Origin of the sequence: Bacillus pumilus, from assembly GCF_009937765.1 — a bacterium.
GTDB classification, from domain to species: domain Bacteria; phylum Bacillota; class Bacilli; order Bacillales; family Bacillaceae; genus Bacillus; species Bacillus pumilus_O.
Genome location: NZ_CP047089.1, coordinates 2,513,786 through 2,526,127, shown reverse-complemented (window position 1 = coordinate 2,526,127; position 12,342 = coordinate 2,513,786). Strand labels below are relative to the sequence as shown.

Sequence of the window (12,342 nt, the reverse complement as noted above, 5' to 3'; positions counted from 1 at the left end):
TTCTCTCTAAGAATGTTTCACGAAATAATGGCGTAAACCATAGTTAGCAATAACCTGCTGCTGAATTTGCGAAGTCCCTTCAATAATTTCAAGCACCTTTGCTTCACGATATAGTCTTGAAGCTGAGTTTTCCCGGCTAAATCCACTTCCGCCATGAATTTGGACATTTGTATTTGTAATGTCAACGGCGATTTTAGAGGTGAAATATTTTGCAATAGATGTTTCTGTGATCGAATCAGGATGATTCGCTTCTCTCATTTCCCCAGCCTTTAGGCATAAAGCTCTCGCTGCATGGAGCTGGGTCACCGCATCTCCGATCATGCCTTTGATCATTTGATGCTTGTACAATTTTTCATTAAACTGTGTTCTTTTACGCGAATACGTGACTAGAGAATCAACGGCTTCCTGTGCGATGGCAAGCCCTGCCCATGCGACACTGTATCTTCCATGGTCTAATGCGAGTGACACCACATGATTAAATCCGCCCCCAACTGGTCCTAAGACAGAGGATTCATTCACATGGACATGATCGAGGGTGATTTCCGCTAAATATGACGCTCGGTTCGCCATCATTCCCGTAATCCTCTCAATCTCTACACCGGGCTGATTTCGATCAACAAGGAATGCCGTCACTTGTTCACCGTCTCTTGCAATCACAATAAAGAAATCGGCAATTGCTCCAAAGGAAATCCACTTTTTCTTCCCATTTAATACGTAGGATTGCCCTTCCTTTTGATAGCTTGTTTCAACATGATTGGCATCTGAACCAATATTCGGTTCTGACAAAGCAAAAGCTCCAATTTTTTCTCCTTTGGCTAAGTCAACGAGCCAACCTTGTTTTTGCTCTTCTGTTCCATAACGAAGAATGGCTTCTCCTACAAGTGAATTCACTGTCAATAATGTCCGTACATTACAGCAAGCTTTTCCCACTTGTTCTGTGAACTGTCCATATGCGATTGGATCAAGCCCTAGCCCTTGATAGGAAGACGGGATACCTGCTGCCAAGTAGCCTCGTTTCGCCATATCTCGAATCAGTGACTCTGGCAAATGTTCCGTCTCATCGAATTCATTGGCAAACGGACGGATATATTCATCGCAATACTGGCGAATGTCTTCAACGGCATTGATCGTTTGTTCAGCTGTTTTCATGAAGAGCCGCCCCCTGTTGTTTTCTCTCAATTAAGGCGACAATGCGATTGACCGTACTAAAATGAGCAATGTCGAGGTCTTCGTTATCTAATTTGAATTGAAAGTCATGTTCGATATAGTTCACTAGTTTCATCGCAAATAGAGAATTCACAAAGCCTTGTTCAAAAATATGATCATCATTTCCAAGCTCAATTTCCTCATCAAATACCACTAGGTTTTGCTCGATATAGGCTCTTACTTGTTCGTGTAGGTTCATGTTTTATTCTCCTCGCTTTTCGCTTTTTTATTGTTTGGCTGGATCTTTCTGATTTAATTCAATATTGACATCTACGTATTCTGGGAAAGGCTGAATCATGCTTAAATCATTTTCAAACAAGATATAGCCATCCTCCCCCTTCTCAATCTCTTTGAAATTCGCAAACTTGTATGTGATATACATCATGCGATTTCGATCCGTTTGTTTAAAATCAGCCACAAGCCGCTTTTCTCGCTTTTTCGCTTCTTGCAAAATCGTTGTAAGTAAGATGGTCCCGACACCACGAGACATGACGCGACAAGACATCAGCAGTAGTTTGACATGCCATGTGTCACCTGTTTCTTCTATTAATGAGAGTCCAATTTTTCCATAGGAACCGAATTTATCTTCAAGTTCACAGACAAGCAGCAAGTGGGAATCTGATTGACGGAAGAAATCAAGCTCTTCATAATCGTAGGTTTTCCCGCTCGCATTTAATTGGTTGGTACGAACGGTCAATTCTTCAGCGCGCTGAAGGTCTTGTTCTCCTGCTTCTGATATCACGAATTTCATTTGTAAAGACGCTAAGAATTTCTCAGGCGGCCCTTCATATTTCTCTTCTTCCTGCTGCCTTTTGTCCGCTTCTAAATACATTCTTCTGCGTCGTCTAGCATCTTCTGTGATAAAGACTGGACGCAAGCGATCATCAGTGAGTAATGACAGATAATCCACTGCATCCCAGCACGTAATCTCTGGATGAACTGCCTTTACTTCTTCTCGTTCAAATGGCTGATCATCAATAAAGAGAATGGTATCTTTATGAATATTTAGGCGCTCACTGATTCTCTCTAATGAACTAGATTTGGCATTCCAATGAATCTCTGGATAGAGAAAGAAATGGTCGATTCCGAAGGCAGAAAGCTTTTCCATGACGGCTGCTTCATCATTCCGGCTTGCTATAGAAAGAAGGATGCCACGCTCATCTAACTCTGTTAGTACTTCCTTCATCGATGGTTTTAACGTCACTTCATCTGACTCAAGTAAAATCCCATCCCATAATGTATGATCTAAATCCCAGACAACACACTTGATTTGCTTAGCCATTGGTTATTCTCCTCTCACATGTCATATTGGAAAAAGCCCTTGCCTGATTTTTTGCCGTACTCGCCTGCATCAACCATTTTGACAAGCAGAGGACATGGACGGAACTTCGGATCTTTGTAGCTCTCGTATAAAACAAGCAATGAATTCAAAATCGTATCCAGCCCAATTAAGTCTCCTGTCGCAAGTGGTCCCATTTTATGACCAAAACCTCCGCGGAAAATTTTATCGACATCCGCTGGCGTGGCAACTTGATCTTGCACCGCCCAAATCGCTTCGTTGATTGTCAGCATCAGCACACGGTTGGAAACAAATCCCGGAAAATCATGCACCACAACTGGTGTTTTATCAAACGATTTCAAGAAACCTTTTGCCGTTTCCACTGTGTCATCAGAAGTGGCTTTTCCTCTGATGACCTCAACTAACGCTTTAAGAGGAACAGGGTTCATAAAGTGCGCCCCAATCACATTCTCAGGATGATGCATAAGGGACCCTACCTTTGTGATGGAGATACAGCTTGTGTTTACAAAATAGATGGTTTCTTTCGCACAAATATCTCGTAGCTCTTCATAAATAGGTTTTTTAATCTCCCAATCTTCCGTCACATTTTCAATGATGATATGCGCGTCATGTAAGCCTTCAAGTGAAGTTGACAGCTGAATTTGAGACAAGACGTCTTCTAAAGACAATGAGATTTTCTTTTTTCTCACAAATTGAACCAATTGATAGGTCTTCTTGATTTTTTCCAGCGCTTCGTTTAACTTTTCTTCTGTGACATCAACTAATGTGACTTGATAGCCATTTGCTGAGAGGTCTAATGCCATATCAGCCCCCATGACACCTGCTCCTATCACACCTACGTGCTTCGTGTTCATTTCTCCAACACTCCAATTCGCTTTAAAATGACATTGATTTTTTCTACGACTTCATTTGTTAATGAATGAATAAAGAAGTGATCTCCATCGAATTCGAAAAACGCACAATCTTCGCTTGTATATTGATCCCAATCGTCTAAATCGAACAGCACAGAAGGCAAATCACGCGTACCATAAAAAATAGAAATTGGACAAGCAGCTGGAACGACTTCCTCACACAAATAGGTCTCCAAAAGCTGAAAGTCTGCTCTTAAAATCGGCAGAAAGAAATCAAGCACTGCATGGTTATCAGCAAGTTCCTCAGGAACGCCTCCCATCGCAATGATCGCCTCTTTTAATTTGGAATCTGACAGCTGATGATAGACTTTCTTTTCTGGAATATGTGGTGGGAAGCGCCCAGAATAAAAGACATGGACAGGCTCTCTGTTTAACCTTGTTTGCATTCTTTTTTGTAATTCATATGCAAGGACGGCTCCCATGCTATGACCGAAAATTGCATAGGGCTCTCCTTCTTTTAAAGAGGAGGAAGCCTGGTCATATAGATCATCTGCGACCTGCTGTAAATCGGTGAGCACAGACTCTGTCATTCTTGTCCCGTGCCCAGGGAGTTCAAGGGCATGAATTTCTATTGACCGGTCTATATAAGATTTCCACGTACTGAATACGGTACTTGCTCCACCTGCGTACGGTAAGCAAAATAATTTCACGACACGCCACACTCCCTTTTGCATTTGATTGCCAACGCTTCTAGCCAATGTGTTTCGTCATGGATGATTTGTTCTAAAGAAGCTTTAATATTGGCTTGGTACCTACTAGACATCTCACCTGAAAAAAGGAGTTTTGCTGCCTGATGTCTTGCTTTCTCCCATTCTGCTAAAATACGTTCCATCCATTCCACTAGCTCAGGTAGATCGTCTTTGATGAGGTTCAGTCGATACAGCTCCACTTTCTTCGTATTCATGATCTGATTGAAAGACGCCACGAGCTTGTCGATATCATCCCATTGCGAAAACTGCTCATAAAATGTTTCAAGAGCTGTGATTCCTTTTTCTATTTCGTCTATCTGACCATGCATATTTCTCAGGAAATAAGTCGTTTTTCGATTAAATAATTCAGTCGAAAGCTTGTCTGAATCAAAGTAGAAGGCCGCATAAGAATGAAATTGATCATTCGGCTGAAAATGCTCATGAAAGGTGTCATGCCCTTTCTGTACATCTTTAAATGACAGCACTTGATGCTCATAAGACAAATTATCTAAATGTCGATTCTCTAATACGTGAAAGATTTGCTGATTTTCATCGAAACCTGTGATTAAAATGGAATGACGGCTATGTGTTGTCAAATACTCTTTTCTGCCTCGCTGAACGTAAGGGTCTACCCATACAATGACCGGGCGGCCACTCGTCACATCTTGCTTGACCTTTTCAATGAGGTTGGGACAATACGTCACTTTTTCCACTTGAATGCCTTGTAAATTCATAATCTTTTCTGGATCGTGTGCCGACATCCAGTCAATCTGTAGCAAGCCGTTCTCTGTAATCCCGTAGACAAATTGATCATTTAATAAGTATGGAGCAACTTCTTGATCATGCAGCTTCACAATTGGAAAAAAGCAATTGAAGAAACAGCTGCGATAAAACAAATCATTATAAGGATGAATGCCCGAAATCTGTTTGACGGTCATCTTTTTTTCCTCTCTTTCCAGCAGGAGATGTCACCATAAATCCTTTGATGAAACCAATCGTACAAAACCACATGAAAAACAAATAATAAGCAATCGCTAATTCAATGAGAGAGGAAGGTCCCCATACAAAAGTCATTTTCCAAGGCAGGCCATTAAAGGCTAGCTGCGCAACAATCATTGGCAGGAGCAATATTCCGATTAGCAGCAGTACCCAGCCACTACTTTTCAGCCAGACGCCAAGAGACATGTCCCTGCGAACGAAAGCACCGTTTTTCACACGCTTTTTCCACTTCATAAAACGAACGATAGACACTATTTGCAGCAAAATGAAAAGACATGTGGCACCAAGACTCAACTGATCAATAAGCTGAAAAGGGTCCATTGATGACTCCACTTCTTCATTTGTACCTGTGATCGTTTTTGCAATAAGACGTGCCGTTTGCTCTGTATGACTACTATTCATATTTGCTAACACTCCGATCGCAATCTCTTCTTTTGGATGGATCAGAAAAAATGATGAATAGTTTGGGTTAGAGCCTGCATGAAAAAGCGAGTCTACCTGTTTATCCGCCTTTTTTATATACCAGCCGGCATTGTAATAGACATGCTTCCCTTCTTCTGGCACATTCACAGTTAGGTGATCAGGATTAATGACAAAACGAGACCAAGTTGAATCGGTCAATTGATATTGCAGCCACGTCCCCACATCCTGACTATTCATCACAATATAGCCTGCCGGGGTGTTGCCTCGATATTCTGGTGCTTCATAAGCATGCGGAGCAAGGAATTGTAGTTTAAATCCTTCTGAGACAGAACCAGATTTTATCCGTTTTGGCCCAGCCTCCGTTTGGTCAAGATGATGCCTTTTAAACAGTTTTTTCATATAAGCCTCATACGATGTCTCGGTTACATGTTCAATGATGAGACCAAGGACATCATAGTTGATGGTCGCATATTCAAAAGAACTGCCTGGCTTACGATTAAGCTCGATTGATTTCAGTTGATCAACTGTTTTTTTCAACGCATCCTTTGTCGTATCAGGCTGGATAAGCGCAATGGATTGAAAGGGAATGCCACTTGTGTGATGCATTAATTGCTCCACCGTTAGACGCTGAGGCTTTCCATTGTATGTTGGAAAAAAACCTGGAATATAGCTGCTCACCGGATCTTTTACATGAAGTTTTCCTTGCTTCTCTAACTCCACAATCGCAAGAGCGGTAAACGCCTTGGATGTAGATCCAATTTCAAAGAAAGTGCTGGCTGTCACATGCTTCTTTTTCTTTCGATCCGCATAACCATAGCCTTTTTGGTACACCACTTTGTCTTTTTTCACAATCACAACGGACATGCCTGGAATGCGTCCAAGCTCCTTCTGTTCCTCTATCACTTGATCAATGGCTTTAGGCGAAATCACTTCTTTTGCATATATCTCCCCAGCAAAGCTGGATATCCATAAGATTGCTAATAAAAATGAAAGATAGATAACACGCTGATTTTTCCTCATGTAAATAATGAATCCATTTCTTCAAGAGACATATCCACTGTTTCAAAATCAGACGGTGTAAATTCGATTCCTTCTTTCTCTAAGCAATGCTGTACAAGACGTTCAATTTGCTTTTCTACCGCTTGCAAGAGCTTCGTCATGTCTGTTTCACACAGCTGTTTTTCGCTGAAAGAAAGATGGAAAATTAGCTGACCGCCCTTGATGGTAGCGACCAAATCGATGACGGTTGTTAATGGATTATCCAATGACGAGTCAATCCCCGATGTAAAGTAAGACATCTCATAATTAGATGATTGTCTAAGCACTTGATCAATTTCACCTAGATAGTTAAAGCGTAATTGTGGTGCTGAATGAGGAGGAAGCTGCCTATTGATGAGTGACAACAGCCCATAGTCTGCACCTTTATTCGGCACTTCACGTATCGTCTCTTTGACAACGCGAATGTGTTCTGAAAGAGATTCAGACACACGGACATTCACAGGATACATGGTGGTGAACCAGCCGAACGTTCTAGATACATCGATCTCATCCTCTACTGCATCCCGTCCATGACCTTCTAATTCCAAAGAAATCCATTCTCGATTCGTTTGCTGATAACAGGCTTGCGTCAAAGCTGAAATTAACAGTTCATGCGGCTGCGTTTGATACGCTTGGTTTGCTTGATTGAGCAATTGATTCGTGAGTTCTCCTGATAATGCCTTGGTTAATTTGACTTCGTCTTTGACATATCCCTCATTTGAGGAAATTGGATACAGCGGCTGAATATTCTGCACCGTTTTTTGCCAATAGCTGATCGACTCTTTTACACCCTCTGATCCTGCATACTGATTCACCTGCTCAGCAAATGTTTGATAGGAATGGGTTTTAGACGGAAGCACTTCTGCCGTTACGTTCTCTGCATGCAATAATTGAATCAAATCCTCTACAAGAATTTGCCAAGACATACCATCAGCTAATAGATGATGGGCGGCAAAGATGAGATGTGATTGAGAATGAGACTGACAAAGCGCAGCCTGAATCAACGGTCCCTGATAAAGATGAGTCCTTTGCTTGATCTGATATCCTACTTCTTGTAACGCTTCTTCCACATTCTCTTCTGACAGCGCCGTGAAATCGTGTATCATCAGTGGAATCTCATGAATGTCTTCATCATAATAGAGTGTGTTTGTTGCCTCATGTACTTTTAACCTTAGTCCATCGTGGTGAATGACGAGCTCTTTGAAAGCCTCCTGCAAGATGGTTTCATTCATCTTTTTCTTTGAATGAACAATGATGGATTGATGCCAGAAATGTTCATCTTTTAACCGCTGGGACCAGAACCATTCGATAATTGGGATCGATTTCACATCACCCACAGCTTGCTCTTGTGAGATATGTATGACAGGTTCCTGCTGAACGACTTGTGCCATTTCTCTAAAAATCGGATAAGTAAAAAGATCCTTTGTTTTTAAATAGAGTCCTTTGTCTTTTAACTTCGCTATAAATTGAATTGCTTTAATGGAATCTCCGCCAAGCTGATAAAAATGATCAGCCGGTTCGATTGTTTCATGCCCTAAGATGTCTTTTGCTGTATCTAATATGATCTCTTCAATGTCCGCTGTTTCCTTGGACCACTCAACAGCTGTTTCCACTTGAGACAGCAATGGATCAGGCAGTGCCGTCCGATTGATTTTTCCATTTTGAGTGAGCGGAAGCTCGTCTAGTACAACAAAATAGGCTGGTACCATATACGCTGGAAGTTGATCTGATAATTTTTTTCTAAGTAAAAAGGACGTCATGTTTTTTTCTTTTAATTCAATATAGGCAGCCAGCTGTTTGTCTCCAGATTCATCGGTGAGATCAATAACAGCTGCTTTATCAACTTCTTCAAGTGCCATCAGTGCAAGTTCAATTTCACCGAGTTCAATCCGGTAGCCTCGCAGTTTGATTTGATGATCGATCCGGCCAATGTAATCAATCTTTCCATCATTTGCTCGTTTGGCGATATCACCTGTTCGATACATGCGGCGACCGTTTACAAATGGATTGGGCAAAAAGCGTGATTCCTGCAAATCAGATCTTTGCCAATACCCTCTGCCAACACCTGCACCTGAAATATAGATTTCTCCCACTGTCCCAGGTAGCACAGCTTGTTGATTCTCATCTAAAAGGTAAATCTCTGTATTTGGCATTGGCACACCAATTGACACCGATGTCCCTCCATCATCTTGATGGAATTGATGAATCATACACCCAACGGTTGCTTCAGTTGGTCCATATTCATTAAAGATGGATATCCTTCCATCACTTGCCTCTATGATTCTTTTGGCCAAAGCCGTCGATAATTGTTCTCCGCCCACAATCATCCGTTTCACAACTGAATGAGAAATTGCAGCATCTGTTAACAGTGCCATATGAGCTGGTGTCAGCTTGATGACTTTCGCTTTTTGATCAAGCAAAATATGTTCTAATAAAAAGCCTGGCTGATCTTCTTGACGATAGATCACCACAGTACTACCAATGACCAATGGCGTATAAATAGATGTCACTGTTAAATCAAAAGCAATGGATGAATACAAGGCAAAATGATCATCTGGTGAATCAGTATAGTGTGTTTTGGCAGACATAATATAGTTCACTAAACTCCTGTGCTCAATCATGACTCCCTTTGGCTGTCCTGTAGAGCCAGACGTATAAATCATATATGCGACGTCTTCATCATTCCCAGTGAATGGATGTTCTGCATTATACTGAGCCAACTGATTCCACACATTATTGATATTGTACGTAACACCTTTAAATTGATATGCAGATGCGTCATCTGTGAAAAACAGCTTTGCCTGACTGTCGTCCAAAATAAACTGAATGCGTTCCTCAGGATACTCAGGATCAATCGGCACATATGCGCCTCCAGCTTTTAAAACCCCCAATAGTAGCACAATCAGTTCTGGTGAATGATTCATACATACGGCAACAAATTCATGTCTTTGTAAGCCATTTGTTTGAAGAAAATGAGCCATTTGATTGGTTTTTCTCTCAAGTTCACCGTATGTCATGCTATGAGATCCGTCCTGAAGTGCCATTCGATCAGGAGAAGACGTTGACATGTTTGTGATCAACTCATGGATTTTTTGTTTCTGTGGAAATTGGACGACTGTGTCATTCCATTGATATAGTTCCCGATGTTGCTCGTCTTCTGTCATGAGAAATACGTCTTTTAACAGCTGTTTTGGCTGAGCGAGTATGGTTTCGACAAAGAGAAGCATTCTTTCGTGTAGAAAGTCGATGTCTTCATTGCTGTAGTCTGAGATCTTGTGGTCATATTGAAGCTCAATTTGTCCTTTTTCATCCCACTCTTTCACAGCAACTTGTAAGCCATAGGGCTGGAAGCCATTGTAAAGCTCTATGTATTCAACTTTGTATCCTTCCATTTCCTGCACCATATTTGTGCTATAGGAGTTGATATAGATTTGAAAAAGCTGATCATACCCTGCTTTTGCAAGCTCTAAATCTTTGACCAGTGCATCATAGGGATAACGCTGATGCAGGAAGTAAGCCTTATAGCTTTTTTGAACGTCTGTTAAACTTTCTAACAAAGATAGATGAGGATCAATCTTCATTCGATATGGCATTGTACTGACGGTCATACCGGAGGTGGCTTTTTCCTTTTGTCCGGAACGATTGAGAACTGGCGTCCCAATAATAAAATCTTTTTGCTGGTATCTTTTATGCAAGTAAACGAAGAGTCCTAAAGTAAATAAAGAGTTGATTGAACAATGATAGGTATCTATAAATTCATAGATTCGTTCTGAGAGTTGTCGATCAAGGTAATGGCTTTGCCGATGGCCTTCAATTTGGTCAGTTCCTTTTACCAAATAACTATCAGACACATCAGATAATGCTTCTTTCCAAAATTGCTGATCTTTTTTAAATCTTGGGGAGTTCATATATTTTGATTCTTTATCAATAAATACAGAGTGATTGTCTGCTTCTTGTTCGATAGAGGAGCTTTGGGTAAGAGCAGTGTAAAGCTGGCTAATTTTATCGATGATTACTTTCATCGACCATCCATCTGCTACAGTATGATGGCATTTGATGAAATAACCAGATTGTTGTTCACCGATTTTTAGTACCGCAAATTCGGCGAGAGAGGTTTCTGTTAATTGAAATGGTGTTTTGAAGGCTTTTTCGGCCCATTCTAGCATGTCTTCATGTGCGGAAAACTCATAGGTAGGAATAGAGCTGTCGGCGTTTGGGTCAACGTATTGAAGCGTTTCACCATCTTTCTCTACTAGCTTGAGACGAAGTGATTCTGTCAGCATGATACAAGATGCAATGGCCTGCTTCAGTTTATCGAGCTGCAACGGTCCATTGACGAAAATGATACCGCCAATATGATTGATTGGTGTTCCTGGGTAAAATGTTTCCATGTTCATCACGCGCCGTTGCGGATGTGTTAATGGCCAATATACTAAACTACTAGTCAATTACGCCACCTCTACTTTTCATATAGTTAACATTTCTACGAACATATTAAATCATACAATGGTATATTTGTAAATAATTGAGATAAAATGTCTAAATATGTTCATTTTTTAATCTAGATGCTAGGAAGGCCGACACAGTAAACAGGGCAACGTTGATAAAAAAGACGACTCTTGCCCCAAAGAGATCAGTCATGGTGCTCATAACAAGGATGGACATTCCGTATATAAAAGTTGATAGTGTATGTTGAGCTGATAGTATTTTGGGCAATTCAATTTCACTCAGTGTATCTTGTACATAGGTACGAATGGAAATGCTGCGAAGCTGAAAGGCTGGCCCTAATAAAAAGACAAACAACAAACTCATCCATACAGAATGATTCAACCCTAAACAAAGGGTTAGCACAGCAACGATCACTGAACTGTAAAAAATGTGTTCAAACAAACGCTGTTCCACATGTTTTGCGAACCGCAGCACGAGCAGGCCGCCTAGAATGGTTCCTCCAAAATAGCTTGCGTTAATAAAGCCCCACCATGTTTCTGGCTGGTGTAAGACTTCTGTGACATACACAAGAATAATGGCACCAGTCCATATACTTCTACCACTCATGGACAGCATTTCTAAAATCGTTAATGTTCGAATAGTAGGCTTTTCATACATGAGCTTCCATCCTGAAAAGACCCTTGTAGCTAATGATTCAGACTGTTGCTCTTGTTTAGCGGCAGCCCCAGTATCAATGATAAAGAGCATAGATATGAGCGACAAACTGTATAGAACAAGTGTCGTCAATAGGAGAAACTGTGGTCCAAGAATGCCAATAAACAGCCCTCCTAAAAGCCAGCCAAGTAAAAGGACCAATTGGTCAGAAGTTAAGATATAACTATTAGCTTTTAGTAAAAAGTTCTTTTCTACTAGACGTGGGATCATCGAATTTCGAACAGGAATGGTTCCTCCATCTATCAAAGAAAGGAAAAATACAATGATAAAAAAGAGAGGAATAGTAAAAGTTGATAGTTGTAGAATATAAATGAAAATCAAGCAACCGAAGAAAGCAATTTGACATATTTGCAAATAGATAATGAGTCTTTTCAGCTTAAATTGATACATAAAGAAAGGAATGAGTACTGCGCCAAGTGCTTGTCCAACAAACTGTGAGACAGCCACCATTGATGCAATTAGTGTAGAGTTTGTTAATTGATATGTCAGAATGGTTAGAACGAGGACATACAAAGAATCCCCAAAATTAGCTAGGGATTGTCCCCCTAATAAAAAGTAAAATGATTTGTTTTTCATATTTATCTCCATTTTCTCTTCATTATCACCCATAATA

At 40.7% G+C, this 12,342-nt stretch carries 9 protein-coding genes and 2 pseudogenes; all 11 read right to left on the bottom strand.

Annotation, left to right across the window (positions count from 1 at the left end; genetic code table 11):
• Window positions 1-6: 6 nt before the first annotated feature.
• The 11 genes and pseudogenes from GPS65_RS12490 to GPS65_RS12450 all read right to left on the bottom strand — a co-directional run bounded on the left by GPS65_RS12490 (window position 7) and on the right by GPS65_RS12450 (window position 12,305).
• Window positions 7-1,149 (bottom strand): acyl-CoA dehydrogenase family protein, encoded by a 1,143-nt coding sequence (locus tag GPS65_RS12490; RefSeq protein WP_119124517.1) that lies wholly within the window; start codon window positions 1,147-1,149, stop codon window positions 7-9.
• Entirely contained in the window at window positions 1,136-1,405 is a 270-nt protein-coding gene (locus GPS65_RS12485; RefSeq protein ID WP_012009174.1) for an acyl carrier protein, read from the bottom strand. The genes GPS65_RS12490 and GPS65_RS12485 overlap by 14 nt, the downstream gene beginning before the upstream one ends.
• Window positions 1,406-1,432: 27 nt before the next feature.
• A complete protein-coding gene (locus GPS65_RS12480; protein WP_012009173.1) occupies window positions 1,433-2,488 on the bottom strand; it encodes an HAD-IIIC family phosphatase in 1,056 nt (351 codons plus the stop codon).
• A gap of 14 nt (window positions 2,489-2,502) precedes the next feature.
• Window positions 2,503-3,360 (bottom strand): 3-hydroxyacyl-CoA dehydrogenase family protein, encoded by an 858-nt coding sequence (locus GPS65_RS12475; protein WP_012009172.1) that lies wholly within the window; start codon window positions 3,358-3,360, stop codon window positions 2,503-2,505.
• On the bottom strand, window positions 3,357-4,067 hold the full coding sequence (locus GPS65_RS12470) for a thioesterase II family protein (RefSeq protein ID WP_012009171.1): 711 nt from the start codon (window positions 4,065-4,067) through the stop codon (window positions 3,357-3,359). Before GPS65_RS12470 ends, GPS65_RS12475 begins: the two co-directional genes overlap by 4 nt.
• Window positions 4,064-5,044 (bottom strand): C39 family peptidase, encoded by a 981-nt coding sequence (locus GPS65_RS12465; RefSeq protein WP_144473353.1) that lies wholly within the window; start codon window positions 5,042-5,044, stop codon window positions 4,064-4,066. Before GPS65_RS12465 ends, GPS65_RS12470 begins: the two co-directional genes overlap by 4 nt.
• Entirely contained in the window at window positions 5,007-6,548 is a 1,542-nt protein-coding gene (locus tag GPS65_RS12460; protein WP_119124516.1) for a serine hydrolase domain-containing protein, read from the bottom strand. The genes GPS65_RS12465 and GPS65_RS12460 overlap by 38 nt, the downstream gene beginning before the upstream one ends.
• Entirely contained in the window at window positions 6,545-8,440 is a 1,896-nt protein-coding gene (locus GPS65_RS19885) for a condensation domain-containing protein (RefSeq protein ID WP_420797198.1), read from the bottom strand. Before GPS65_RS19885 ends, GPS65_RS12460 begins: the two co-directional genes overlap by 4 nt.
• A 12-nt stretch (window positions 8,441-8,452) precedes the next feature.
• A pseudogene (locus GPS65_RS19880) lies at window positions 8,453-9,583 on the bottom strand (amino acid adenylation domain-containing protein); the annotation flags it as partial.
• 138 nt (window positions 9,584-9,721) lie between these two features.
• Window positions 9,722-11,014, bottom strand: a pseudogene (locus GPS65_RS19875) (condensation domain-containing protein); the annotation flags it as partial.
• Window positions 11,015-11,105: 91 nt separating this feature from the next.
• The gene (locus GPS65_RS12450; RefSeq protein WP_162900844.1) at window positions 11,106-12,305 is read right to left on the bottom strand and encodes an MFS transporter; all 1,200 of its coding nucleotides are present in this window, start codon (window positions 12,303-12,305) and stop codon (window positions 11,106-11,108) included.
• Window positions 12,306-12,342 lie beyond the last annotated feature (37 nt).

Bases quoted from the DNA above. Each gene is read 5' to 3' on its own strand.
- GPS65_RS12490 (WP_119124517.1), bottom strand. From the start codon at position 1,149: ATGAAAACAGCTGAACAAACGATCAATGCCGTTGAAGACATTCGCCAG.
- GPS65_RS12485 (WP_012009174.1), bottom strand. From the start codon at position 1,405: ATGAACCTACACGAACAAGTAAGAGCCTATATCGAGCAAAACCTAGTG.
- GPS65_RS12480 (WP_012009173.1), bottom strand. From the start codon at position 2,488: ATGGCTAAGCAAATCAAGTGTGTTGTCTGGGATTTAGATCATACATTA.
- GPS65_RS12475 (WP_012009172.1), bottom strand. From the start codon at position 3,360: ATGAACACGAAGCACGTAGGTGTGATAGGAGCAGGTGTCATGGGGGCT.
- GPS65_RS12465 (WP_144473353.1), bottom strand. From the start codon at position 5,044: ATGACCGTCAAACAGATTTCGGGCATTCATCCTTATAATGATTTGTTT.
- GPS65_RS12460 (WP_119124516.1), bottom strand. From the start codon at position 6,548: ATGAGGAAAAATCAGCGTGTTATCTATCTTTCATTTTTATTAGCAATC.
- GPS65_RS12450 (WP_162900844.1), bottom strand. From the start codon at position 12,305: ATGAAAAACAAATCATTTTACTTTTTATTAGGGGGACAATCCCTAGCT.